Below are 23,468 nucleotides of genomic sequence, written 5' to 3' on the forward strand. Positions count from 1 at the left end.
AGATGTAGGTTTCGACAGAACCGACGAGCAGATGGTCCGGGGAATCTGGCTAATGGGCGACGCATATTCAAGCTCGGGCGGTATCGATGGCGTCGAACTCAGCGAAGCTCTGCATTCTGTTTGACAGAAAGCATTGGCTGATTAGATGATGTGAGGGCCATGCACTGTTGCAGTTATCAATTCAGGGCCTTCGCCACGTTGTCGATCTCGACAAACTCAGAGACGACAGCAGAATGGGTATGTTCAGTTCAACGCGGAGTGACTGGTGCCCGATTGCTTCGGCCCCAAAGAACTTCGGCCCCAAAGAACAAAGAGCGCCAGTGCCAGGAGGATGAAGTTGAACGGAAGTAGTGCGAACTCTTCGCGCAGCGCGTGAAAAATGATTGCACATATCTGCAACACGCTGCAGCCAAGCGCAGCCCAGACCGTCAGGCGTGGCATGATCCGGGTGAGCGCGGGCAACAGAATGCCGATCCCCCCGGCCAAATCAACCAGCCCTATGAAGGTGAGAAACACCGGTGAGACCTCTGATGGCCATGCCATGCCCATTTCGGCGAGAGCGGGCAACGGCGTCGCAAGCTTCAGATAGCCCGAATAGCAGAACATCAGGGCAATGAATATCTGAGCCACCCAAAGCGCCAACTTCATTGCCGTGCTCGCGGTTGCTGTTTTCTCGGTCATAAGGTCTTTCCTGTTTGCAAGGTTAACTGAGGAGTTTGCGATCGCGTGGCGCAGCCCAGCGCTAATTGCTCACCATGGTTGGCGGTGGCACCAGCTCTTCATTCGGGCCAAGCCAGAGTGCGTGAAAGAGGTGATCGGCAACATCATCACCTGTAGTCGGATGGAGCAGGATGGTGTACTTGCCGCGATTGATGGCGAACCATTGCACGACCTCGCCAATCCGGTGCGTCGGAACGGTCAACTGACAACTGCCGCGTGGATGGGGGCCGACAGGCCTCGTGTGCACATAACCCATTGGTATGCCAAGATGCGAGGATGCGAATTTAATGAACTCGGTGACCTCCGTTGCGTCGTCAGGGTCAAAATAGACATGGGCATGCCAGTCACGGATTTCGACCGCCGGATCGCGCTGATCGCGGGCTGTGAGGGCAGCAGAAGAGGGCGTCAATTTCATTAAGCTATGGATATCCTGCCGTTTCCATTAGGAGAAGAGATAATAATTCGATATTATCCATCTGAATTGGAGATGGATATTGATAGGATCGCTAACACTCGATCAGCTTACCGTTCTGGTCGCAATAGAGGAGACCGGTAGTTTTTCAGCGGCAGGAAGAAAACTGGGCCGGGTCCAGTCGGCGATCAGCAGCCTTGTGCAGTCGCTAGAGGCGAATATCGGCGTTCAGCTCTTTGATCGCAGCAGCCACAAGCCGCAGTTAACGCCTGCGGGTAAGGTGCTGGCGCTCAAGGCACGCGAGACCCTCGGTCATGCAGCTCAGTTTCAGCGCACGGCTGCCAACATCGCGGCTGGCCTGGAGCCGGAACTCACTCTCGCCATCGACAGCATGGTTCCCACCGGGCCTGTGGTGGACAGTTTGGCCAGGTTGCAACAAAGGTTTCCAGATCTCGCAGTTACGGTCTTTACCGAAAGTATTCTGGGAGCAGAGCGCCGGGTGCGGGACGGTTCGGCAATGCTGGCGCTCTGTGGTCTGATGCCAACCAGCGCCCAGGAACTGCAAGCCCATAAATTCGCATCGATTAAGCTTGTCCCAGTGGTATCGCCGCAACATGCTCTAGCACATGAGGCACGCCCCTTGGCACGAGAAGTCCTTGCCGAACATGTTCAGCTCGTGTTGACTGACCCGCTACAATCCGGGGGACCAAGTTTCAGCATGGTGTCGAGCCGGATATGGCGCTTTGTTGACATCGGCCGCAGGCTGGAGTTTCTACTGGCGGGGTTTGGCTGGTGCACGATGCCCGAACACCTGGTGAAGGATCACTTGGTATCAGGTAAACTGGTCCGTCTCGCAATTGATGAGCCAAGTATTCTACCAGGTTCCATCACTATGTACGCTGTTCACGAGAGGAACAATGCATTGGGGGTCGCGGCGCGCTGGTTGCTCAACGATTTTGTGGATCACAGCCCTGCAGCCTTTGATTGACTGAGCCGTTACCGACTGATTACGCCAATCTCGCTTCAGGTCCAATCTGCGAAAAGGAGGTGGATGAATTTTTCAAGCTGGCCTTCGATTCCTGTCATATTTCTAGGAGTCGTCAGCTTGTTAAAATGACGATCCATAAGATCGATTATGAGCGCGGCGGCTGTGTCGACGTCCAGCGATGCCGCTACGCGGCCCATCTCTTTCCGGCGGATGAGAACTTGGGCAATCGCTCCAATTTGGCTTTTGTGGGTCCAGGCCCACACTTCGCCGACGGGACCATCGATCTTCGCTTCATTCGCAAATTCGTGCAGAAGCTCGGCGCTAATGAACTTGTGGAAATTGACGAACACATCGATCACTTTGACGACGGCTTCCGCCGGATCATCCGGGAGGTTCTCGCACACCCGGTCTACTTCTTCGAATATCTGGCTTACGTCGCTTCTTATCAGCGCAGCGGCAAGACCCTCTTTATTCTCGAAATAGGTATAGACCGTCGCGACGCCCACTTCTGCAGTCTCCGCGATCGCCTCGATACTGGTTTTGCTGTAGCCATTGGCGATAAAAAGCTTTCGAGCCGCCTCAATCATCTGGTTCTTGCGAACCTCTTTCTGTCTGGCTCTAAGCGATGGCTTCTTCTGTCCTCTAGTGATTTCGATCACAGGGCTGGGCTTACAGTTCATGACGCTCTCTTTTTCTAGGGCCGTAAATCAGATAGCCGCAAGCGCCCATAAAGCCAAGGAGCCTCGCCGACTTAACGGTCATGAGGCACTTTCCAGTGACGTCTGTATCTCGAGCTGATACTGAAAACTGAAGCGGTCAAGTCGATTCCGAATTTCCCGATCCGCAGCGCCGGGTTCGACCCCATCTGCGCATTTTGTCTGAATATATGCGATATTACCCAGTTTGGGGTCAGCCACAGCCTCGACGCGTGTTTCGGAGAGGAAATCGTTAATTGCCGCTAATTCCTGAACCACCGTGTGCTTGACCTCCATCAGGTTTAGCGTCGGCTTGTGAATCTTGCCCACTCCAGTAATTGGCAATCCATCCAGCACGATGATCGCCTTCGGCACTGCAGCGCGTTCTCCAATACGCTCGCGGCACCATTCGATAAGTTCGGCCGGGGTTGCCTCAGACTTGAGGTCGACATAGGCAACAGGCACTTCCCCGACATCGGGGTCTGGACGGCCCACTGCAGCGGCCAGATTCACGGCAGGATGCTCGGCAAGGGCTTCTTCGATCGTCTTGGGGTCGATATTATGACCGCCCCGGATGATCAGTTCTTTGGACCTTCCGGTCAGCCAGAAAAATCCATCAGCGTCCTGCCGCGCGAGATCGCCGGTGTTGATCCACTTGGTTCCGGCCTGATCTACCACGAACAAGGCATTGTTCTTGCTCTCGTCGGTGTAGCCCGGAGTGATTGAAGGGCCGGAAACAAGAATGGTTCCGATCTCATCGACGTGGCAATCGCGAACAAAGCCCCCTTCCGCATCGAGCACCGCTGTTTTTACGCCGGTATTGTTCCCCGTCAGCACCTATGTCACCAAATTGATGTTGTGAATTAAGGAGTGTTTTGGTTTCATCGTAGTGACGAAGGAACGAAGCATGAAACCAAAACACTCCACCGCAAAAAAGCCCGCAGAGCGGGTGGTTAAAGATATCCGCCGTGCGACCCGCCGGCATTTCTCAGCAGAAGACAAGATACGGATCGTGATCGACGGCCTGCGCGGTGATGACAGCATTGCCGAGCTGTGCCGCAAGGAGGGCATAGCGCAGAGCCTGTATTACACTTGGTCGAAGGAGTTCATGGAAGCCGGCAAACGTCGGCTGGCCGGTGACACGGCCCGTGCTGCAACCAGCGATGAAGTGAAAGACCTGCGGCGGGAGTCGCGTGATCTGAAGGAATGCGTGGCCGACCTGACCCTCGAGAACCGTCTGCTCAAAAAAAGCATGATCGCGGATGGGGACGACGACGCATGAGATATCCGGCATCGGAGAAGCTTGAGATCATCAGGATCGTCGAGCAATCACATCTGTCAGCGCGCAAGACGCTGGATAAGTTGGGGATCCCGCACCGAACCTTTTACCGCTGGTATGATCGGTATCTGGAAGGGGGGCCTGAAGCGCTGGCTGACCGGCCATCGGCTCCAAGCCGGGTGTGGAACCGGATCCCTGCCGAAGTGCATGACCAGATCATCGATCTGGCGCTGGAACGTTCGGAGCTCAGTCCACGCGAACTGGCGGTGACGTTCACCGATGAACAGCGCTACTTCGTGTCAGAAGCCACGGTTTACAGGCTTCTGAAGGCCCACGACCTGATCACCAGCCCCGCCTATGTCGTGATCAAAGCTGCTGATCGATTCCACACACCGACCGTGCGGCCCAACGAGATGTGGCAGACAGATTTTACCTACTTCAAGATCATTGGCTGGGGGTGGATGTATCTATCGACGGTGCTGGACGATTACTCGCGCTACATCATCGCCTGGAAGCTTTGCAGCACCATGCGGGCCGAGGACGTCACCGACACGCTGGACATGGCTCTGGAAGCTTCAGGCTGCGACCAGGCAGCAGTTATGCACAAGCCACGGCTGCTCTCTGACAATGGCCCGAGTTACATTGCGGGTGAACTGGTAGAATATATCGAAGCACAGAAGATGAGCCATGTACGCGGCGCCCCCTTCCATCCGCAAACACAGGGCAAGATCGAACGCTGGCACCAGACTTTGAAGAACCGCATCCTGCTGGAAAACTACTTCCTGCCAGGGGACTTGGAAACGCAGATCGAGGCGTTCGTCGAACATTATAATCACCAGCGCTATCACGAAAGCCTGGGCAACGTTACGCCTGCCGATGCCTACTTCGGCAGAGCACTCGCCATCATCAAAAAACGAGAAAGGATCAAAAAACAAACCATCGAACATCGGCGCTTGCTACACCGCAAGCTTGCCGCTTAATATCAACCAACCAGATGGAACCAATGCTCCGTTAATTTACGCAGCCTTCAGTGCCAAATGTTCTGACGACGGACAATTTCCACTTTCCCCGGCGTACCGCCGCCTGATCGTGATTGTTGAAGCGGAAATAGAGGTCGCGCTCGGGCGGCGTACCGCTGTTGATGCTATCCGACATATCCAGCCCGTCAAATTCATAATCGGCCGGCGCGCTGACGCCCGCCATCGCGAGAAATGTCGGGAACCAGTCCATCGACATGATGGGAACATCTGAATCCCCTGCGGCCAATGGGCCATCTGGCCAACGCATGATCGTCGGGACACGAATGCCGCCTTCGAGCAATTCTGCTTTCCGGCCCGAGAACGGCCACGTGTCAGAAAATCGCTCTCCGCCATTGTCGGATGAAAATACGACGATTGTATTCTCGGCGAGGCCCAGCGTATCCAGCTTATCAAGCAGTTGGCCTACCTGAAAATCAAGCCGGGTTACCATTTCGGCGTAGGTCGCCAGATTACCCCCATCATAGTGTAACAGGGCCATCGGATGGCCGATCTGTGCAAGCCGCGCGGACTCGGCCTGATCATTCGGTCCGATGAATGGCCAGTGGGGAGCGGTAAAATGGAGACTGAGGAAGAAGGGATCCTCCGACTGAGAAAACTGGTCGAGCATTTCGATCGCTTTCATACCCATTAAGTTTGTCAGGTAGCCTGTTTCTTCAACCTGAGTTTCCCCATCCCACAATTCCGGCCCGGCAATGAAGCGGTGCGTGAAATAATCGACGCCGCCTGGCTTGATACCCCAGAAGTGATCATACCCGTTTTCCAAGGGGCTATAATCTGGCAACGCGCCAAGATGCCATTTGCCCACCAGAGCGGTTTGATAGCCAGCCGACTGGAACGCTAGTGGCATAGACATCCGGCCCTTTTCATAGCCAACGTTCCGGGATGCGAGAGGTTCTTCCAAACCTATAGGCATGCGATATTGGTATTGCCCTGCCATGATCGCGGTCCTGGTTGCTGAGCAGACTGGACTGTTTGAATAGGCATGGGTGAAACGAACGCCTTGGCTGGCGAGGCGGTCGAGATGAGGAGTCTCATAATCGCGACGGCCGAAGCAGGAGAGGTCAGCATAACCAAGGTCATCAGCCAGAATGAAGATGATGTTAGGCCGCTTGTCACTGCTGGAGGCTCGCGTGGAGCCATAGCTGAAAGGGGACGTGCCACAGGCTGTCAGCATGGCAGAAGCGCCAGCGGCGGCCATTAATCCGCGCCGCGATACGGAACCGTTCAAAGTCCGCTTTCCATCCTCAGAATCAGACATATTACCCCTCCCAAAAAAATGACCAGCTGCGAACCGGTCATTCGTGTGTCCTGAACTTGTTGTACGCACCAGCCTTATAACGTTCCTTGAGTTGCGATACCAACTATTAGTGCTCCTAGATAAAAATATGCCCACATGCAAATATAAGATATTCATAATGGCGTTTTCCAACTCCGGAATTATGCACAATTTGAATGTAACGCTTCCAGCACCGGCGCGCCCAAGCAACATGAGTTCTGACAGCCCAACACTATACTTGGAGCGCAACCCTCGATATGGTTTCATCTCATTGCTCTTCCGTACCTTCGGGAAGCAGGGCGAGAAAACAATCAGTTGGAATACAAACAAACATGGCAGCGACAAAAAAGGTACCGCGAAAGAGACGACCTCAAGAGCGCGCCGAAGTAACGAAGCGGACTCTGATCACGGTCGCATTGAAAGAGTTTTCGGAACGTGGCTACGACGCGGTGACGGTGCGGGACATTGAAACGCTGGCGGGTGTCCAACGAAACCTTGTCAGATATCATTTTGGCAGCAAGGAAGAATTGTGGAAGGCAGCCGCGGGCTTCAACATAGAGCAGCTCCAAAAATTCACTGAGCGTCGCGGCGAAATGATGCGCGACATCGAATCAAAGCATGGACGTATTTCCTACATCATCCGGAGTTTTGTGCGTTTTTGTGCTAAGCACCCCGAACTCAATTCCCTGCTCCTAGAGGAGGGCACACAGGATAGCTGGCGCATTGAATGGCTGGTTCAAAACCATGTCAAACGGGCAATGTTGGGTCTTCGCGAGCTGGTTAAAAGTGACCTTGGCCTAAGCGACGAGGAATTCATCAACTGGTATTATATCATGATCGGTGGGGGAGCGATGATATTCTCCGTCGCGCCAGAAGCCAAGTTGATGTTTGGAACGGACACGAAATCATCGAAAGTAGTCGACAGGCATGCAGACATGTTGACCGCCATGCTGATGATGAAAATGCAGGCACCGCCAAACTGAAGAAAAAAGGGCAGGGTGTTTCGGACTTGGCCCCACCTTATCTTTGTGCGCATGACCCTTGTCATGAGCAAATCCTGAGTTTCTGCTAGAGCAGTCCCTTTGATCGTAACCGTTGCCCGACACGCACAATTCCGGCCTCGCCATTCTTCAATGCCTCCGGTGTCGTGTGTACCGAATAGGATCCTGTCACCAATGGATGGAGATGCCGGCTTGCTGAGCCCAGCACCAGATTTGTTTGTCCCACAGCCTTCATAGTCAGATTGTCAGTATTCCCGTCAAACACAGCAACCTCATTATGCAGAGTTTCATCGGCAACCTGCAGACTGCCCTCATCAATCCCAAGCCACAGCAAGTCGTGGTCATGCGGCTTCGTAAAAGTCCACTCCTCGCCATCATCAAGCTGGATATGCAAATATGTCATGGGCAAGATTGCAGGCAATGGGCTCGCAACACCTTCATACTCCCCAATGATAACCCGCGCTGGACCCGCCCTCTTGATCTCGTCTGGATCAATATAGAGGCTGACCGGATCGCTGTTCTCCAACTCCTGCGGCAGGGTTAGCCACAGCTGCATGCCACGGATGATATTGCCTGCTTCCGGTAATGGGCCGCCCGTGTGCCAGACTCCGCCGCCTGCCTGCATCCATTCGACCGAACCGGTTACAAGCTTGCCTGACTTGTCCGTCGAATCTTCATAGGTCATTCCCCCTTCGAAGATGGTTGTAACGGTGACGATCCCGGAGTGGGGGTGGTACGGCATTCTGCCGTTGACGCTGGTGTCCGCTTTGAAAAAGTCCAGAAAAACAAATGGCTTAAGAATTTGCCCTAGATCACCCGGACTAAAGAGGCGGGTAATGGGGCCCTGCGAGTGTCCACGAGTGCGGTGGACGATTGATGGTTTTTGCTTCGTCTCAGGGTCAGTCACGTGTTCGTCCTCATGCCAAATTGCCGGGTGCCGCCTATTTCGAGGCACCAAGCTGCTTGTAGGTTTTCGAGATGAACATGTCTTTCTGCTTCATGTTGACCATGAAACCGAGCGTGGTGACCGCAAAAGGCAATTGCACGACACCCTGCTTGCGTCCGACAGGTACCAGTGCCATCATCGGGTTCGGTTTATAATCCCTGGTGGGTTTTCCTTTCGCCGTGGCAATGATGTTCTTGGCCAGCGCGGCGGCTTGCTGGTCTGCGAGATAGCCCAGCTTGCCTTCCGGAACATTGGCGCAGTCGCCCAGAGCGTAGAGATTTTCTGTGCCTTCGACCCGAAATCGGCCATCGACTATCAAGCGCGCGTTCGCATCAAGCGACGAGGGAAAGTTGTGGGTGACCAGAGACGTGTTCGGCTTGAGACCGATGCAGGTGTAGATCAAATCGGCCTTGCTGTGATGCTCATCACCTTCTTCCACCATCGTGTTGCAATGAATGGTCACGCCAAGGTCTTCAAGTTTCTCTGCCGCGATTTTGCCTGCCTTTGGCTTAAGTTCTTCGAGAAGGCGACCTCCGGCGTGTGCGAGCGTGACAGACTTGTCGGGATAATGGTCGGCGATCTCGCCAGCCAGCTCCACGCCAACAATGCCGCCGCCAATGATCAATACATTTTGCGCCGCGCCGAGCTTGTCATGCGCAGACGCGACTTCAGCGTTGCGATCAGCCAGCGTCATTGAGTCTTGCGATTTTCCAATGGGGAATGTCGGATAAGAAGATCCGGTAGCGACCACAGCAATGTCAAATTTGAGGCGCTCACCGTTCGCGAGAATGGCATTGGTCGGTGTCAGCTCGTCGACGACATCTTGCACAAATTCGCCATTGATAAAGTCTGCATAGGCGCGGCGAGACCGCTGTCCCAGCTCAGGCTGTGCGACTGCGCGCATGGTCGCGTATGTGACTTCAAAATAGTCCTTTTTGTCGATCAGCGTTATGTCTGTGAAGCCTGCGCGGGCGAGATCCTGCGTCACTCGTGCACCTGCGAAACCACCGCCAATGACCAATATCTTTTTGTCGAAACTCATGTGTCTATTCCTTGTTCTGGATGTTCTTGTCGATGCTGCTTCGCATCAAGAGCAGTGTTTTGATTAATTGCCGCTTTTCCTCAGCGGACACACCGCTCAGGATGCGCTGAATTTCCTCTCTGTGTCGCGGGTAATATTCTTCGATTTTGCGCGCGCCTGATGGCGTCAGAGCGATCAACCGGCTTCTTCCGTCCGCAGGATTTGAGCGCTTTTCGAGCAACCCCGCCTCGATCAAGTTGTTGATCACCACACTGATGTTTCCACTGGTGGAGAACACTCCCTCGATGATCTGATTTATGGTTTGCTCACCCTTGTGAAGCAGCATTTCGAGCACGGCGAATTGCGTCACAGTGAGGCCCTCAGCTGTAACGTGCGCGCCCAATGGCGCCTGAAGTCCGCGCATGACGGACAACAGACTGGAAACAAGGCGTTCATCGATCATAGTCATCGCACCCTATATATCTCTAATTAGAGATAAATCAAGAAGCCCCACTGCGCCTCCAGAAATCGGCCAGCCAAATTCGTTCGTTCCCCTCTCGGAAACCGCCAGGGGGTGACGGATTACTTCCTCTGGTCCTGCGCCGTCGCCTCTCCGACGGCATTTAGCAGGAAATCGACCTTCTCGGGCGTCCATGGCGGCGGCGCCAGAGCTTCGATGTCGGCCATCAACTCGACAATTGCAGGCAAGCCACTGGCCTGTGCTTGGTCCAGGGCGTCCTTGATCTGGTCGGGTTCAGTTACGCGAATCCCAAATGCGCCCATTTCTTTCGCAATATTGGCGAAGTTGACATCGCCGAATTTCCAATGGTGGTTGAAATTCATTCCATCCGGCGCACCGCCCCACACCGGGGTTTCCTGATTCAATGAGGCGTTATTGTTGATTATGGTGATCGTGTTGATGCCGTAGCGGACAGCGGTCTCAAGCTCTGAAAAGTGGTAATAAAATCCGCCATCGCCAGTGAAGGCGAATACCGGTCTGTCCGGATGACCGCATTTTGCACCAAGGGCGGCCGGGAAGCCCCAGCCGAGTGAGCCGGCGGCGCGAATGAATATCTGGTCATCGCTCTTCAGTTCGAGAAATTGGGCGCACCACATTCCAGCATGGCCAGTGTCGCAAACGACAACAGCGTTGTCCGGAAGATATTCGCTGAGGGTCGTAAGAGCGCGCTCCGGACGGATTGGCTGCTCACTCGACGCTTTGGCCTGCGTATATTTTTCGGCCCAATCACTCTTGATCGAGCTAATCCTAGCAAGCCATCCGGATTTCGGTGCTATCGGGCCGGAGGCATCGAGTAGCTGTTGCAGCACTGTCTTCGCATCCCCGCATAGCGACGCGACATTCGGGTAGTTTCGCCCAATGCCGTGCGGATCAATATCAAGCTGCACGACGCGTTTGCCTGGGAAGGGTGCCGTCCAGTTATTGGTTACCTGTGCGGCAGTCATGCTTCCGATATAGAATACGAGGTCGGCTTCATGGATTGCGCGGTTTGCGGTTTCCTTCGAATACAGGCCTACGACACCAACTGATAGCGGATGCGCGTCGAGGATTGCCGCCTTCGCGTTAAGAGAGGTTGCAACCGGAATTTGGTGCTTTTCTGCAAAGGCCTGCAATTCCTTCTGACCGCGCGACATCATCAGACCGCCGCCTGCAACGATCAACGGACGCTCAGAGGAGCGCAATGCGGCGAGGACCGACTCTATATCATGAGTTTCCGCAGCTGGACGGAAGGACGGCACGGCGGCGAAACGAGGCTCGACTACATCGTCATCATCCATTTTACCCATAGTGATATTGCCCAGCATGCCTGCAATTTCGAGATGCACCGGCGCGGGGCAGCCGCTTGTCGCTTCCCTGAATGCCTGCCGCAGCAAATCCGGCAAGCGATCGAGTTGCTCGACAACAGCATTGAACTTTGTTGCCGTCGGAAAGGCGGACTGGTCTTCCAGTTCCTGGTAAGCACCCCTGTACCGAAATTCAGGCAAGCTTCCCCCTGTCAGCGCGATGACAGGGGAGCGCGCCAAATACGCGTCGCGCAGGCCGGCGAGCAGATTGCTTCTTCCGATTGCTTGTGAACCGCAGATGCCCGGCTTTCCTGTAGCTCGTGCATAGCCATCGGCCATATATGCCGCTGCTTTTTCTGCATGGGCAGCAATAGGTTTCACACCATGCTCTGGCGCTTCCATTTGCCGCAACGCACCGGGCGTAATTAGTGGTGCATGGAAAAAAAAGTCTACATCATATGCAGAGAGTGTCTTCGCAAGATAGCTATCGCCGGTGATGTTGTTCACAGGCTTAGCTCAGGTCTTTTTGGCATGAGGCACGATTGAATGAGGTCGCTGTGGGAAAGACTTGTTCATTGGTATTAGCCCGATTTTTACCAAAAGCCTTACATGCGACGCCAGCCATTCCACTATCCTCTCAACTGGTGCTCACGAATTATCGCAATCGCGGTAAGCCCCTGAGCCCTTGTTTTACAGCTCAACGATAACAAACTAAGTTTGCCTGTCAACACACAATGGCACTCAATATTTGCTCATTGACAAAAAAAGTTCTCAGTTGAGAGATGCTTCGATAAGGGGCGCTTCGTCGCACAGAGATACGAAGTAGAAACGACACCCTTTCCGAAAATTAGCCAAAATGTGTAAGAAGGCAAAAAATTGCTGATATTGTCCGTCGTCAGAACATTTGGCACTGAAGGCTGCGTAAATTAACGGAGCATTGGTTCCATCTGGTTGGTTGATATTAAGCGGCAAGCTTGCGGTGTAGCAAGCGCCGATGTTCGATGGTTTGTTTTTTGATCCTTTCTCGTTTTTTGATGATGGCGAGTGCTCTGCCGAAGTAGGCATCGGCAGGCGTAACGTTGCCCAGGCTTTCGTGATAGCGCTGGTGATTATAATGTTCGACGAACGCCTCGATCTGCGTTTCCAAGTCCCCTGGCAGGAAGTAGTTTTCCAGCAGGATGCGGTTCTTCAAAGTCTGGTGCCAGCGTTCGATCTTGCCCTGTGTTTGCGGATGGAAGGGGGCGCCGCGTACATGGCTCATCTTCTGTGCTTCGATATATTCTACCAGTTCACCCGCAATGTAACTCGGGCCATTGTCAGAGAGCAGCCGTGGCTTGTGCATAACTGCTGCCTGGTCGCAGCCTGAAGCTTCCAGAGCCATGTCCAGCGTGTCGGTGACGTCCTCGGCCCGCATGGTGCTGCAAAGCTTCCAGGCGATGATGTAGCGCGAGTAATCGTCCAGCACCGTCGATAGATACATCCACCCCCAGCCAATGATCTTGAAGTAGGTAAAATCTGTCTGCCACATCTCGTTGGGCCGCACGGTCGGTGTGTGGAATCGATCAGCAGCTTTGATCACGACATAGGCGGGGCTGGTGATCAGGTCGTGGGCCTTCAGAAGCCTGTAAACCGTGGCTTCTGACACGAAGTAGCGCTGTTCATCGGTGAACGTCACCGCCAGTTCGCGTGGACTGAGCTCCGAACGTTCCAGCGCCAGATCGATGATCTGGTCATGCACTTCGGCAGGGATCCGGTTCCACACCCGGCTTGGAGCCGATGGCCGGTCAGCCAGCGCTTCAGGCCCCCCTTCCAGATACCGATCATACCAGCGGTAAAAGGTTCGGTGCGGGATCCCCAACTTATCCAGCGTCTTGCGCGCTGACAGATGTGATTGCTCGACGATCCTGATGATCTCAAGCTTCTCCGATGCCGGATATCTCATGCGTCGTCGTCCCCATCCGCGATCATGCTTTTTTTGAGCAGACGGTTCTCGAGGGTCAGGTCGGCCACGCATTCCTTCAGATCACGCGACTCCCGCCGCAGGTCTTTCACTTCATCGCTGGTTGCAGCACGGGCCGTGTCACCGGCCAGCCGACGTTTGCCGGCTTCCATGAACTCCTTCGACCAAGTGTAATACAGGCTCTGCGCTATGCCCTCCTTGCGGCACAGCTCGGCAATGCTGTCATCACCGCGCAGGCCGTCGATCACGATCCGTATCTTGTCTTCTGCTGAGAAATGCCGGCGGGTCGCACGGCGGATATCTTTAACCACCCGCTCTGCGGGCTTTTTTGCGGTGGAGTGTTTTGGTTTCATGCTTCGTTCCTTCGTCACTACGATGAAACCAAAACACTCCTTAATTCACAACATCAATTTGGTGACATAGGTGCTGACGGGGAACAGCGAATGGTGACATCGTTGAGGATCGTATAACCAGCGATGACGCTGAGCGCGTCTGCTTCGCTGACTCGACGGCAAGTCTTGCCGATAATTACGGCCAGTTCGGCTTCGTAATCCATCTGGAGCGATTCCGGTGGCAGTACGATGTCGCCATAGGGGGCGTTCATTGAGGTAACTTGCTTGTTAAAAACCACCGGAACGGTGGGCATGGTAAGATTGCGTTCCTTGCGAATATGTTCCGGCACTTCCATCAAATGGTCTTCGTAATTGATGCCGATTGCGAGGATTTTGGATGGGTTGGGTATCGGGCTTTCCAGGGTCACATCGTCCAATGACAAAGTGGCGCTACCGCTTTGCGCCGCTGCCTTGGCCGTTGCCATTGCTGCATCTCCGCTGCGCAGAAGCGCGAGCATATCAGCAGGCAAGCTTGGGTCGGTCGCGTTGAGATCAACAATACCGCCGTCAGTAAGCGCGCCGATGCGGGTGGTGCCACCATGGGTAAACGTGACCAATTTCATAAATTGCTGTCCTCTGGATCTGTTCAGGCTTCTTAAGAGCGATTTAAGATATGCGACACATCACATGCGCAATATCCAGTTCATCGATAGGTTAAAATGTGCACGTGTTCAAATATTAAATATTCAAACTGACATAAGCCTCTGAATTTTAATGAGTTTCTATTGCGGTTCAACCCTGGCAGAAGGACGGACAAGATGAAGTGAGCGAGGTTTGCTTAAGAGTAGATCGTCCTCCTGCTTTGCCTTCAATACCGTTCTTAGGTTTTTCCATAAGTTTTCGTCCCAAGACCGGCATGCACGGCGGCTCTAGCCGTCTCGAGTCTGCGCGATCAGTTTATGTATTCAGTCGTAGGTTTTCCGGCAGAAACTTTGGATGCGAGGCGAGCTGTAAAGCATGGCGAGGGGGCGCTTGGCCCGTAAAACTTACCCTTTGGCCACACGGCCGCGGTCAACTACGGTGTCATCACCCTCGGTCCGTCGCGCAAATTTTCCTCCACCAGTTGCGAGCCGGCCACCTTGGGCGCCGCCATTTTTTTGCGGGTATAAACCACGATTGCCCTTGCAATAGTTGCGATACCAACTATTGCAAGGGCAATCGTGGTATCGCACTTATCGGGGCGGGACCACTCGACCATTCAGAGAGGACGACATGCCCAAGCCATTTGCATCATCGCAGGATCTTGAAGAAAAAACCGAAACCCTCGAGGTTCTCGCGGATGGCGTTTTCGCCCTTACCGCCGAGGGGGACCCCAATGTGGGCGCAATCGAGGGCGAAGATTTTATTGTGGCCATTGAGGCTCGCGCCACTCCGGCCGCTGCACGCGACTGGTTGAAGCAGCTCCGCGAACATACGGACAAGCCAGTCAAATATCTCATTCTGACCCATTATCATGCCGTCCGCGTCCTGGGGGCGAGCGCCTTTGATGCCGAGGTCATTGTAACGTCGGACACCACGCGCAAGCTTATCGAAGAGCGTGGGAAACAAGACTGGGATAGCGAATTCGGACGGATGCCGCGCCTGTTCAAAGAGCCAGAGGAAATTCCGGGTCTGACGCATCCCGATGTGACCTTTGCGGACAATATGCGGATCGAGCTGGGCGGAGACCGTGGTCATATCGAACTCGATTTCTGTGGTCGCGGTCATACGGCGGGTGATATTTCTGTGTGGCATCCGGGGTCAAAAACCTTGTTCGCCGGTGACCTAGTCGAGGCGCAGGCTGCGCTCTATACCGGTGACGCCTTTCACATGGATTGGTCCAGTGGAACGCTCGACCGGATCAAGGCCTATGGGGCGGATAAGCTTGTGGGCGGGCGCGGCGCAGTTGCCCGTGGCACAGATGAAGTCAACGCAGCGATTGAGCAAACCCGCGGTTTCCTGACCGGCATGATCGAGAACGTAAAGCCAGTTCACGCGGCTGGCGGGACTCTCAAGGAAGCGTTTGAGCGCACGCACACGGCACTTGAGCCCAAGTTTGGCGCGTGGCCGATATTTGAACACTGTCTGCCATTCAATGTTCAGCGGCTCTGGGACGAGTTCGATGGCATCGACTGGCCGCGCATCTGGACGATGGAGCGCGACCGCGAAGTGTGGGACCAGTTGCAGGACTAAGAACACAGCTAGGAGACGCAGAATGGCAACCGGATCAAACACAACGGGCGAAGATTGTGCCCTTATTTCCGATCTGATTGCTCGCATCGCGCTTTATTCCGACACCGGTTCTGTGGATGATTACGCCGGGCTGTTTACAGCTGATGCGATATGGGAGTTGCGCGACACGCCGAAAATCGAAGGGATCGACGCGATTATTGCCGCTTCAAAAGAGCGGCGTGCGCAAAAGGTAACGGGCCCGGGAAGTGACACAAGGCATGTCGTGCTTTCATCGGTGATCGACCGGAAAGACAACAAGGCTCAAGCGGTCTCGATATTTCAATTTTACACCGGATTCAGCCAAAGCCCCAAATTACATGCGATGGGGATCTACAAAGATCGATTTCAGTATCGCGAAGGTCAATGGTTTCTCTCCCATCGCCTCATTGATTTCAACATGGTTTAGTCTGCCTCTGGCAGTTGGTTGATCCGATCCTCGAGCGACCGAAGCTGTTCGAGAATCTTCTTCATCTCGCCTTTGCCAAGATGCTCCTCAAGCATGTCATTGAATTGCGCTGCCATCTCGGCAAGCGCCTGGAACGTCTCGGTCCCATTGTGCGTCAGCAGCAAGTCATGGCTGCGGCGGTGTCCCTGTGAATAGCTGCGCTCAACCCAGCCGCGTTCCTCAAGCTTGGTAATCGCGCGCGATATCTTGGATTTTTCAAGCCGTGACATGCGCGAAATACGATTGGCAGTTATTGGGCCGTGCTGGCCTATGTGGAAGAACACACGCCACTCCGTCCGATTGATCTTAAAGACGTCGCGATACTGCGGGTAAAATCTCTGGCTGGTGCTCTCGGCTGCAAGGTGAAGCCTGAAAGGCAGGAAATCATCTAGGTCAAAAATGAGAAGTACCTCCCGATTGCACACAACTGTTGCAATCGCAACTTTGGTGTGTCTATAAGTTGCAGTCTATGAGGTGGTGCCCGAAACACGTCAAGGTTCGCTAAGCAGAGCCATCGGATTTGTCGCGGCGCGTCATCAGGCCAAGGCTGAACTGATTGTCATTCAGCGCACTTGAAGCTTGAAGGTTGTATCGATGACTGTCTCGAAATTCGCGGATATACCCGTCCACAAGCGCAAGACTCCGACTGCCTGCGACGCGCCTGCTGAACGGGCACCGGTCGTTCTTATCGGCGGCGGTCCCGTGGGCCTTACAGCGGCTCTCGATCTGGGAAGGCGCGGTCATGATGTCGTGGTTTTGAACCAGTTTGACTTCATCCCTGCCGGGTCAAAGGCCATCTGCTACGCAAAACGCACTTTGGACATCTGGAACCGGCTCGGCGTGGTCGATCGCATTCTCAAAAAGGGCGTGATCTGGAATGTCGGCAAAGTCTTTTACGGTGCCGATCCCGATCCGATTTATGAATTCGATATGCTGCCGGACAAAGGACAGCAGATGCCCGGTTTCATCAACATTCAGCAATATTGGGTCGAAGATTTTCTGGTCGACGAACTCGAGCGCATGGACAATGTCGATCTGCGCTGGGGGCATGAAGTTGTCGGGTTTGACGGTGAAACCAATATGATCACTGTCGATGCAGCGCTGGGCGGGAGCTACACGATAGCGGCGGATTGGCTGCTGGCATGCGATGGCGCGCGATCGGTGATGCGTGAATTCCTGGGCCTGGAATTCACGACGCGGGTATTTGAAGACAATTTCTTGATCGCCGATGTGAAATTCGAAGATCAGCGACCGTCGGAGCGCTGGTTCTGGTTTGACCCTCCATGGGGCGGGGCATCGGCCCTGCTGCACAAGCAGCCCGATGATGTGTGGAGGCTGGATTTCCAGCTCGGCTGGGATGTTGACAAAGCCGAGGCAGTCAAGCCCGAGAATGTCGAGCCCTATGTCAAAGGTATGATTGGGGATGATCTGAAATTCGATCAGGAATGGTATTCGATCTACACCTTCCAGTGCGGTCGATTGGAGAAGTTCGTTCATGACCGGGTGATCTTCCTCGGCGATAGCGCGCAACTTGTTTCGCCCTTTGGAGCCAGAGGTTTCAACGGAGGGATTGCCGAGGCTGATAATTTGGCATGGAAGCTGGATGCGGTTTTGTCTGGCAAGGCAGACTGGAGCTTGCTTGAGACCTACAATGAGGAAGCGATCGCAATTGCCGATGAGAACATTCTCAATTCGACAAGGTCCACCGACTTCCTGACGCCCAAGAGCACCGCCAGCCGGTCGATCCGCAATGCTGTCCTCGAACTGGCCCGCGACCATGAATTTGCGCGGCCCTTCGTGAATTCAGGTCGGCTCTCGACGCCAGTGTCGCTGCCCGCTGGCCACCTGATTTTTCCTGACAGCGAAGACTGGGAAGGGGGGATCCCGCCAGGTCGACCCGTTACTGACATGCAGACCGAAGAGGGCTGGCTGCTTCAACGCTTGAACGGAGGGTGGAGCCTGCTTTGTGCCGGCCCGATCGAGGATGCTCCCGTACCCGTGATTGAACTTGACAAAGCGGTTGCCAAGCAAAGGTTCGGCCTTGTGAATGACGGCGCCTATCTTATCCGTCCAGATCGTTATGTGGCGTCGCGCTGGAAGCACTTTGATGCCAAACGAGACCTGGAAGGATTGTCCCTATGGGCCTGATGAAATCACCCAACCTTGCCCGCCCGGATGATGTCTATGAAGCGCTTATCGCATTGCAAGAAGGGTGCGATGAGGCGGAAGCGCTGAAGCGCTATGGCAAGCTGATCGTCTGCCTCGCCAATCACATCGGCGATGAAGGGGTTGTGTTCGAAGCTTTGGACATCGCCAAAGGCTGATGGGGGTCTTGCAGAGATGACAGACACGATCCCAGATAACCTCGCAAAACTCATCGAGGCCGATCAAGCGCCGTTGGAAAGACTTGGCATCACATTTGTCCGTGCGGAGCCTGGAATCGTCATACTGGCAATGACGGTCGAAGACTCCATGACCAACAGTCACGGTAATTGTCATGGCGGGTTCCTATTCGCACTGGCGGATACGGCCTTCGCCTATGTTCTTGCCGACGAAAGCCGGCCGCCAGCGACCTTGCAGGCGAGTATATCTTTTACAAGCGCCGCCCGCCTCGGCGAAACGGTCAAGGCGATGGCCTCGATTTCGCGTAGTGGGCGCAGGGCCGGTTTCGCAGAGGTCAGGCTGAACGGAGCCGATGATCGCCTGATTGCACATTTTCAGGGTGCGGGCATTCGGTAGGGCATTTCTCTGCCGTAATGCGTTCTGCCGCGAAGGATCGCTATGCCAGCGCGAAGGGCTAATGGAGCTCGCTATGCTCCTGCACCGGTTGCAACAGAAGTCATCTTGCTTGGATCAGGAGACGAATTAGGCGACCGGTAAAAACACTTAATATTTTTGAATGATTGTTCAAATTATTCTAGTGCGCCATATGTGTAAGGCTTGCCCGGTCTGGGTTGGATAGCCCGAATAGTGGAGGCGGTTGCGTGCGTTAACCGTGAGGCATTTGGAAGGACCCGCTGGGGTATGAACGATTCGCAAAAAGGAAAGAGTCTCGCGAAAGGCGCCAAAAAGCGCACAAGCTGGGGCGAAGATGTCGACAGCTCGAAAGGCATGCGCGGCGAGCGCGAGCGCCTGCTATTCGAGACCGCAGCGAAACTGTTCAATAGCCATGGTTTCCACGGCACCAGCATGAGTCAACTCACCAGCGAACTTGGGTTAACCAAGGGTGCAATCTATTACTATGTCACCGACAAAAGCGACCTGCTTTACAAACTCCACCTGAAATCGATCGAGGCTACACAGCGGGCCAATACGCGTGGGATAGCCGAAGGCCGCAATGGACTTGAGCGGGTTAAGCTGATCATCCGTTACTATGTCGAGGCCCTCACCAGGTCGCAAACAGAGACCTTCATTCTTCTGGAAAAAGGTGCGTTGAATGAAGAACAAACTCGCGACATCAAGAAGCGGCGAAAACAGCTGGAGAACGAACTGCGCGACCAGATCGTGACGGGTTTTGAAGATGGTTCGATGACATCTTGCGATCCGAAGCTGGCGACCTTCAATCTTGTCGGGGCTATGGCATGGGTCTCGAAATGGTATGATCCTGAAGGAGAGTGGAACCCTGAACAGGTGGCGCAATCTATGGCTGATATGCTGATCAGATCTATCGCTGCAAAACCAGTGGACGCCCTTACCACTGATGTGTCCAAGGTTTAGCTTTCAAATCGGCGCGTTGTTGCAAGAGGTATAGTTCACTCACTGCGACGGCACCGATCGCTTGTAGCAGAGTTTGATCCCCGAAGCCTTTGCGCCGCATTGACCGCTTCTGTGTCTCTTTTAAAAGTCTTAGTGTTCTCTAGCGGTTTTTTGGATCCGATTCTATGAAATACTTAAACATTTCAGAAGCTTTCTCCATATGTTTTGTGTCTCGTCCGACACCAGATATATGATCGCAAGAGCTTCGTTGCAGTAGCGAAGTTCGTCCTGAGACAGCTTGTCTCGTACTGTGTTCCGGCTCGGGTCAGGCTTTGCGGATGGCATTCGGATAATAGGAATCATCCCAATCGTAAACGTCCGCGCCTGGGATTTGCGCGCGCACATTGGGGCAGCTCTTTTGATCAGAATCAGTGCCGGGCTTGTTTCCAATTCCTCTCGGGTCAAATCCCTTCCATATCCGGCCGCAACGCGCCGCTAGTGCTCTGGCAAGCCGCCACAACCAAGTTGAATGCACCGGCACAATACGGTTCTCTCCCGCTGTTTTACGCCAGGAATTTCGAGTAAATGAACCAACTTTCCAATATTGGTCGTGTCTGAAATCACGTCCGTCCCCAGTCCGAGATGCGATTTCGTTGTGTCGGATGCCTGTAAACATGGCGACGATCACGACTTCGCTTAGATTGCTGCACTTCGGAGATGGGAAAACAGCTTTAAGAGCTCTTCCTGCCCCTGAAAGATGTAGTGGATTAATATATACCCGGTTTGATTGTTTTCGGACTTTCTCAAATGGATTTCGCCTTGACAATTTCCCCGTATTGAGCGCCGTAATGGGCGCAAATTGCTCCAAAAGTGCAGAACGAGCGGCCCAAATTGCGCATGAATTGATTTACTACCGCTCGCGATTGTCAATCTTCAGCCCAGTAAAGCGCCATCGGATTGTCTACCAGCAATTGGTGCTGCAGCTTTTCTGTTACCGCTATCTGCGGGATCACGTCTACCAATTGTCCGTCGTCCGGCAAAACATCCTGCATATTGGGATGCGGCCAGTCGGTGCCCCACAGGATCCGGGTGGGATAATCTTCGACCAGCGGACGAACCGCAGCGATAAAATCGGCGTAAGGTGGTCCGGCAGGATCCAGCCGGTCAGGACAGGTGACCTTCGTCCAGATGTCATCGCGGCTGTCGAGCAGCTTGCGAAATGCCGTCATGTCTTTGCCATTCGGTCCCTGGGTGACATCTGGCCGACCCATATGGTCGATGACCACAGGGACGGGGATATTGTCGATAAATTCGGTCATTTCCTCCAAGATGTCCGCCTCAAAGTAGATCACCACATGCCATCCATCGGGCAAACGGCCAGCGACTTCGAGAAACTTGTCTTTCGGCGCATTGTCGACAAGGCGTTTGAGGAAGTTGAACCGGACGCCACGAATGCCACCGTCATGCAATGCTTCGAGCTCAGTCTCGCTGATATCCGGATCAACAACCGCGACACCGCGCGCCATTCCGTTTGATCTGGCAATGGCATCCAGGGTCGCGCTATTGTCGGTGCCGTGGCAGCTCGCCTGGACAATCACGTTCCGGGAAAATCCCAGATGGTCGCGCAAGGCGAATAATTTGTCCGGTCCTGCATCTTCCGGAAGATATTTGGCCTTCGGGCTGAACGGGAATTGCGATTGCGGTCCGAAAACATGGCAATGGGCGTCCACTGCGCCTGGAGGTGGCGTGAATTTTGGTCGGGACGGGTTGGAATGCCAGCTTGTGATGCGGTCGGTCATGCGAATATTCCTCCATCCATCAATTTGCGCGCTGTGCGCAGCATCGCGGCGCTGGTGACATTGCCTTGCCCGTCCACTTTCATCACGCAAGTTGTTTCGCCGGTCGGATGTTCCACCGAAATGATCTTGCTGCTTCCCTGTGGTATGCTCGCAACCTCTGCGGCGGGTGTACCCTCAATAAGCGCCGCCGTCGCCACCGTCACAGCGGCGAGGACTCCGACGCTGGCATGGGCCCGATGCGGTATGAAGCTGCGGACCGTGATGGCGCCGCCATTTCCTGGCGGAGCAACCAGCATCATCTTGGGGATCGATTTTTCCGTTACATCGCCCAGATTCATGCGCTCGCCAGCCGCAAGCCGGATGGCCTCTATCCTGGCTTTCAAATCATCGGCCGCATCCAGTTCGTCGCGGCTTTCATAGCCGGTTGCGCCGACATCCGATGCCTTCATGATGATACAGGGCATACCATTGTCGATTAGCGTGCAGGGCACGTCATTGATGATATCGATCGCATTGCCGGTCGGCAGCAAGGCGCCGCAACTGGAACCGGCAGTATCGCGAAATTCGAGCGGAACAGGTGCGGCTGTGCCGGGGACACCATCGATCCGGGCATCTCCATGATAGATCGGGAGACCGTCAGGCGTTTGCACCGTTGCCACTGCGGTCTGACCGGTATTTTCCATATAGATTGTGACCTTGGTCTCGCCGTCGCCCGCGGCCACCAATCCTCGCTCAATGGCGAAAGGGCCGATCCCGGCCAATATATTTCCGCAATTTTGTGCGTCGCTCACGAGAGGCTGATCGACGAAAACCTGCAGAAAGAGATAATCGACGTCGACCCCGTCGCGCTCTGATTTCTGGACGACCGCTATCTTGCTGGTCAACGGGTCGGCCCCGCCCATGCCGTCTATCTGGCGCTCGTCGGGCGATCCCATGACACGCAGAAGAAACGCGTCGCGGGCGGCAGTTTCGCTCGGCAGATCTTCGGCAAGAAAATAGCCGCCCTTGGAGGTTCCGCCGCGCATCCACATGACGCGGGTGCCGTCAGACATATTTCAGGCCTTCTTTCTCCAGTCGCTCGCGCATCTTGTACATATCGAGGCCAAGCTCACCGCTCGCCAGCCGCTGCCGTTTTTCTTCTTCATTGGCTTCGCGTTCCTGCGCTTTCCGAAGCACGCTGGCGGCCTCCTCCCGTTTAACGACGCAGACGCCGTCGTCATCAGAAACGATTACGTCGCCCGGGTTTACCGAAGCTCCGGCGCAAACCACCGGAACGTTGACCGAACCCAGCGTGTTCTTGACCGTTCCCTGGGCAAATATCGCTTTCGACCAGACGGGGAATTTCATTTCCTGCAAGTCGCGGACATCCCGCACCCCGGCATTGATGATCAGCCCCCGGCATCCGCGCGCTTGGGCCGATGTTGCGAGGAGGTCACCAAAATATCCATCCTCGCACGGGCTGGTTGGTTCCAGCACCAGCACATCGCCGTCTTTCAATTGCTCGATCGCGACATGCACCATCCAGTTGTCGCCCGGTGCGGCCGAGATGGTCACCGCTGTTCCCGCTATTCTGGCGCCACTATAAATCGGCCGCATGTCGCTCGCCATCAGGCCGGTTCGGCCTTGCGCTTCGTGCACTGTCGCGACGCCGCATTTGGCGAGGCCGTCGACCACGGAGCGTTCGGCTCGCTCGATATTCTGGACTACGATATTGGACATGGCGGATTCCTTTTTGATTTTGCAAAGGTTACGAAGTTTGGGCGGAACGAGGCAAGTTGGAACTA

General features: G+C 54.5%; 24 protein-coding genes. 9 read left to right on the forward strand and 15 right to left on the reverse strand.

The features are described 5' to 3' along the window. Positions 1-243: 243 nt before the first annotated feature. Both SPHFLASMR4Y_RS14590 and SPHFLASMR4Y_RS14595 read right to left on the reverse strand, forming a co-directional pair. On the reverse strand, positions 244-681 hold the full coding sequence (locus SPHFLASMR4Y_RS14590) for a DoxX family protein (protein WP_089134196.1): 438 nt from the start codon (positions 679-681) through the stop codon (positions 244-246). Between the two features lie 61 nt (positions 682-742). Further along, positions 743-1,135, reverse strand: a complete 393-nt coding sequence (locus SPHFLASMR4Y_RS14595) for a DOPA 4,5-dioxygenase family protein (RefSeq protein ID WP_089134197.1) — start codon at positions 1,133-1,135, stop codon at positions 743-745. A gap of 79 nt (positions 1,136-1,214) precedes the next feature. On the opposite strand from SPHFLASMR4Y_RS14595, the gene SPHFLASMR4Y_RS14600 reads away from it, so the two are divergent. Next, positions 1,215-2,120, forward strand: coding sequence for a LysR family transcriptional regulator (locus SPHFLASMR4Y_RS14600; protein ID WP_089134198.1), 906 nt, complete (start codon positions 1,215-1,217; stop codon positions 2,118-2,120). A gap of 35 nt (positions 2,121-2,155) precedes the next feature. On the opposite strand, the gene SPHFLASMR4Y_RS14605 is transcribed toward SPHFLASMR4Y_RS14600, so the two are convergent. Then, on the reverse strand, positions 2,156-2,800 hold the full coding sequence (locus SPHFLASMR4Y_RS14605) for a TetR/AcrR family transcriptional regulator (protein ID WP_089134199.1): 645 nt from the start codon (positions 2,798-2,800) through the stop codon (positions 2,156-2,158). 78 nt (positions 2,801-2,878) lie between these two features. Further along, positions 2,879-3,616, reverse strand: coding sequence for an AMP-binding enzyme (locus SPHFLASMR4Y_RS14610; RefSeq protein WP_222102935.1), 738 nt, complete (start codon positions 3,614-3,616; stop codon positions 2,879-2,881). A gap of 106 nt (positions 3,617-3,722) precedes the next feature. Here SPHFLASMR4Y_RS14610 and SPHFLASMR4Y_RS14615 point away from each other — a divergent pair. Next, positions 3,723-5,074 (forward strand): IS3 family transposase gene (locus tag SPHFLASMR4Y_RS14615; RefSeq protein WP_089132006.1). Its coding sequence is split into 2 segments (ribosomal slippage): positions 3,723-4,059 and positions 4,059-5,074, totalling 1,353 coding nucleotides; the frame shifts between segments, so codons are not numbered across the junction. A 31-nt stretch (positions 5,075-5,105) separates the two neighbouring features. Here SPHFLASMR4Y_RS14615 and SPHFLASMR4Y_RS14620 read toward each other — a convergent pair. Beyond that, positions 5,106-6,392, reverse strand: coding sequence for a sulfatase-like hydrolase/transferase (locus SPHFLASMR4Y_RS14620; RefSeq protein ID WP_186265955.1), 1,287 nt, complete (start codon positions 6,390-6,392; stop codon positions 5,106-5,108). Between the two features lie 350 nt (positions 6,393-6,742). Between SPHFLASMR4Y_RS14620 and SPHFLASMR4Y_RS14625 the strand changes: the two genes are divergently transcribed. Next, positions 6,743-7,393, forward strand: a complete 651-nt coding sequence (locus tag SPHFLASMR4Y_RS14625) for a TetR/AcrR family transcriptional regulator (RefSeq protein ID WP_186265956.1) — start codon at positions 6,743-6,745, stop codon at positions 7,391-7,393. 85 nt (positions 7,394-7,478) lie between these two features. Here the strand turns inward: SPHFLASMR4Y_RS14625 and SPHFLASMR4Y_RS14630 are convergent, their stop codons facing one another. The 6 genes from SPHFLASMR4Y_RS14630 to SPHFLASMR4Y_RS14655 all read right to left on the reverse strand — a co-directional run bounded on the left by SPHFLASMR4Y_RS14630 (position 7,479) and on the right by SPHFLASMR4Y_RS14655 (position 14,096). Next, on the reverse strand, positions 7,479-8,318 hold the full coding sequence (locus tag SPHFLASMR4Y_RS14630) for a pirin family protein (protein WP_186265957.1): 840 nt from the start codon (positions 8,316-8,318) through the stop codon (positions 7,479-7,481). A 34-nt stretch (positions 8,319-8,352) separates the two neighbouring features. Then, positions 8,353-9,399 (reverse strand): NAD(P)/FAD-dependent oxidoreductase, encoded by a 1,047-nt coding sequence (locus SPHFLASMR4Y_RS14635; protein ID WP_089134203.1) that lies wholly within the window; start codon positions 9,397-9,399, stop codon positions 8,353-8,355. A gap of 4 nt (positions 9,400-9,403) precedes the next feature. Next, complete coding sequence (locus SPHFLASMR4Y_RS14640; RefSeq protein WP_186265958.1) at positions 9,404-9,841, reverse strand: MarR family winged helix-turn-helix transcriptional regulator; 438 nt, start codon at positions 9,839-9,841, stop codon at positions 9,404-9,406. 119 nt (positions 9,842-9,960) lie between these two features. Next, positions 9,961-11,688 (reverse strand): thiamine pyrophosphate-binding protein, encoded by a 1,728-nt coding sequence (locus tag SPHFLASMR4Y_RS14645; protein ID WP_089134205.1) that lies wholly within the window; start codon positions 11,686-11,688, stop codon positions 9,961-9,963. Positions 11,689-12,142: 454 nt separating this feature from the next. Beyond that, positions 12,143-13,494, reverse strand: a protein-coding gene (locus tag SPHFLASMR4Y_RS14650) for an IS3 family transposase (RefSeq protein ID WP_089132006.1) whose coding sequence is annotated in 2 segments (ribosomal slippage) — positions 12,143-13,158 and positions 13,158-13,494 — 1,353 coding nt in all. Because the reading frame shifts where the segments join, the coding sequence is not laid out codon by codon here. 53 nt (positions 13,495-13,547) lie between these two features. Further along, positions 13,548-14,096, reverse strand: a complete 549-nt coding sequence (locus tag SPHFLASMR4Y_RS14655) for a fumarylacetoacetate hydrolase family protein (RefSeq protein WP_089134206.1) — start codon at positions 14,094-14,096, stop codon at positions 13,548-13,550. Between the two features lie 649 nt (positions 14,097-14,745). Between SPHFLASMR4Y_RS14655 and SPHFLASMR4Y_RS14665 the strand changes: the two genes are divergently transcribed. Then, positions 14,746-15,705: an MBL fold metallo-hydrolase gene (locus SPHFLASMR4Y_RS14665; protein ID WP_089134208.1), complete on the forward strand. Its 960-nt coding sequence runs from the start codon at positions 14,746-14,748 to the stop codon at positions 15,703-15,705. Positions 15,706-15,727: 22 nt separating this feature from the next. After that, positions 15,728-16,150, forward strand: coding sequence for a nuclear transport factor 2 family protein (locus SPHFLASMR4Y_RS14670; RefSeq protein ID WP_186265959.1), 423 nt, complete (start codon positions 15,728-15,730; stop codon positions 16,148-16,150). Here the strand turns inward: SPHFLASMR4Y_RS14670 and SPHFLASMR4Y_RS14675 are convergent. Continuing rightward, positions 16,147-16,614, reverse strand: a complete 468-nt coding sequence (locus tag SPHFLASMR4Y_RS14675) for a MarR family winged helix-turn-helix transcriptional regulator (RefSeq protein WP_313906752.1) — start codon at positions 16,612-16,614, stop codon at positions 16,147-16,149. The two genes, SPHFLASMR4Y_RS14670 and SPHFLASMR4Y_RS14675, sit on opposite strands and share 4 nt — an antisense overlap. Positions 16,615-16,783: 169 nt before the next feature. On the opposite strand from SPHFLASMR4Y_RS14675, the gene SPHFLASMR4Y_RS14680 reads away from it, so the two are divergent. The 4 genes from SPHFLASMR4Y_RS14680 to SPHFLASMR4Y_RS14695 all read left to right on the forward strand — a co-directional run bounded on the left by SPHFLASMR4Y_RS14680 (position 16,784) and on the right by SPHFLASMR4Y_RS14695 (position 19,906). Further along, a complete protein-coding gene (locus SPHFLASMR4Y_RS14680) occupies positions 16,784-18,337 on the forward strand; it encodes an FAD-dependent monooxygenase (RefSeq protein WP_089134921.1) in 1,554 nt (517 codons plus the stop codon). After that, the gene (locus tag SPHFLASMR4Y_RS14685; protein ID WP_089134211.1) at positions 18,328-18,513 is read left to right on the forward strand and encodes a DUF2783 domain-containing protein; all 186 of its coding nucleotides are present in this window, start codon (positions 18,328-18,330) and stop codon (positions 18,511-18,513) included. The genes SPHFLASMR4Y_RS14680 and SPHFLASMR4Y_RS14685 overlap by 10 nt, the downstream gene beginning before the upstream one ends. 130 nt (positions 18,514-18,643) lie before the next feature. Then, positions 18,644-18,928, forward strand: a complete 285-nt coding sequence (locus SPHFLASMR4Y_RS14690) for a PaaI family thioesterase (RefSeq protein WP_260807163.1) — start codon at positions 18,644-18,646, stop codon at positions 18,926-18,928. A gap of 285 nt (positions 18,929-19,213) precedes the next feature. Continuing rightward, complete coding sequence (locus SPHFLASMR4Y_RS14695; RefSeq protein WP_089134213.1) at positions 19,214-19,906, forward strand: TetR/AcrR family transcriptional regulator; 693 nt, start codon at positions 19,214-19,216, stop codon at positions 19,904-19,906. 905 nt (positions 19,907-20,811) lie between these two features. Here the strand turns inward: SPHFLASMR4Y_RS14695 and SPHFLASMR4Y_RS14700 are convergent. Genes SPHFLASMR4Y_RS14700 through ligK form a run of 3 tightly spaced genes read right to left on the reverse strand, consistent with a single transcriptional unit; the run spans position 20,812 to position 23,403 of the window. Further along, complete coding sequence (locus tag SPHFLASMR4Y_RS14700; protein WP_089134214.1) at positions 20,812-21,684, reverse strand: amidohydrolase family protein; 873 nt, start codon at positions 21,682-21,684, stop codon at positions 20,812-20,814. Beyond that, positions 21,681-22,736, reverse strand: coding sequence for a 4-oxalomesaconate tautomerase (locus tag SPHFLASMR4Y_RS14705; protein WP_089134215.1), 1,056 nt, complete (start codon positions 22,734-22,736; stop codon positions 21,681-21,683). The genes SPHFLASMR4Y_RS14700 and SPHFLASMR4Y_RS14705 overlap by 4 nt, the downstream gene beginning before the upstream one ends. Beyond that, positions 22,729-23,403 (reverse strand): 4-carboxy-4-hydroxy-2-oxoadipate aldolase/oxaloacetate decarboxylase, encoded by a 675-nt coding sequence (ligK, locus tag SPHFLASMR4Y_RS14710; RefSeq protein ID WP_089134216.1) that lies wholly within the window; start codon positions 23,401-23,403, stop codon positions 22,729-22,731. The genes SPHFLASMR4Y_RS14705 and ligK overlap by 8 nt, the downstream gene beginning before the upstream one ends. Between the last annotated feature and the right edge of the window lie 65 nt (positions 23,404-23,468).

It is taken from the genome of Sphingorhabdus sp. SMR4y (assembly GCF_002218195.1).
In the GTDB taxonomy this organism is placed as follows: domain Bacteria; phylum Pseudomonadota; class Alphaproteobacteria; order Sphingomonadales; family Sphingomonadaceae; genus Parasphingorhabdus.

What these genes read in the sequence shown, in the direction of transcription:
- SPHFLASMR4Y_RS14590 (WP_089134196.1), bottom strand. Translation starts at nt 681, where the DNA reads ATGACCGAGAAAACAGCAACCGCGAGCACGGCAATGAAGTTGGCGCTT.
- SPHFLASMR4Y_RS14595 (WP_089134197.1), bottom strand. Translation starts at nt 1,135, where the DNA reads ATGAAATTGACGCCCTCTTCTGCTGCCCTCACAGCCCGCGATCAGCGC.
- SPHFLASMR4Y_RS14605 (WP_089134199.1), bottom strand. Translation starts at nt 2,800, where the DNA reads ATGAACTGTAAGCCCAGCCCTGTGATCGAAATCACTAGAGGACAGAAG.
- SPHFLASMR4Y_RS14620 (WP_186265955.1), bottom strand. Translation starts at nt 6,392, where the DNA reads ATGTCTGATTCTGAGGATGGAAAGCGGACTTTGAACGGTTCCGTATCG.
- SPHFLASMR4Y_RS14625 (WP_186265956.1), top strand. Translation starts at nt 6,743, where the DNA reads ATGGCAGCGACAAAAAAGGTACCGCGAAAGAGACGACCTCAAGAGCGC.
- SPHFLASMR4Y_RS14635 (WP_089134203.1), bottom strand. Translation starts at nt 9,399, where the DNA reads ATGAGTTTCGACAAAAAGATATTGGTCATTGGCGGTGGTTTCGCAGGT.
- SPHFLASMR4Y_RS14640 (WP_186265958.1), bottom strand. Translation starts at nt 9,841, where the DNA reads ATGATCGATGAACGCCTTGTTTCCAGTCTGTTGTCCGTCATGCGCGGA.
- SPHFLASMR4Y_RS14655 (WP_089134206.1), bottom strand. Translation starts at nt 14,096, where the DNA reads ATGAAATTGGTCACGTTTACCCATGGTGGCACCACCCGCATCGGCGCG.
- SPHFLASMR4Y_RS14665 (WP_089134208.1), top strand. Translation starts at nt 14,746, where the DNA reads ATGCCCAAGCCATTTGCATCATCGCAGGATCTTGAAGAAAAAACCGAA.
- SPHFLASMR4Y_RS14670 (WP_186265959.1), top strand. Translation starts at nt 15,728, where the DNA reads ATGGCAACCGGATCAAACACAACGGGCGAAGATTGTGCCCTTATTTCC.
- SPHFLASMR4Y_RS14680 (WP_089134921.1), top strand. Translation starts at nt 16,784, where the DNA reads ATGACTGTCTCGAAATTCGCGGATATACCCGTCCACAAGCGCAAGACT.
- SPHFLASMR4Y_RS14685 (WP_089134211.1), top strand. Translation starts at nt 18,328, where the DNA reads ATGGGCCTGATGAAATCACCCAACCTTGCCCGCCCGGATGATGTCTAT.
- SPHFLASMR4Y_RS14690 (WP_260807163.1), top strand. Translation starts at nt 18,644, where the DNA reads ATGACGGTCGAAGACTCCATGACCAACAGTCACGGTAATTGTCATGGC.
- SPHFLASMR4Y_RS14695 (WP_089134213.1), top strand. Translation starts at nt 19,214, where the DNA reads ATGAACGATTCGCAAAAAGGAAAGAGTCTCGCGAAAGGCGCCAAAAAG.
- SPHFLASMR4Y_RS14700 (WP_089134214.1), bottom strand. Translation starts at nt 21,684, where the DNA reads ATGACCGACCGCATCACAAGCTGGCATTCCAACCCGTCCCGACCAAAA.
- SPHFLASMR4Y_RS14705 (WP_089134215.1), bottom strand. Translation starts at nt 22,736, where the DNA reads ATGTCTGACGGCACCCGCGTCATGTGGATGCGCGGCGGAACCTCCAAG.
- ligK (WP_089134216.1), bottom strand. Translation starts at nt 23,403, where the DNA reads ATGTCCAATATCGTAGTCCAGAATATCGAGCGAGCCGAACGCTCCGTG.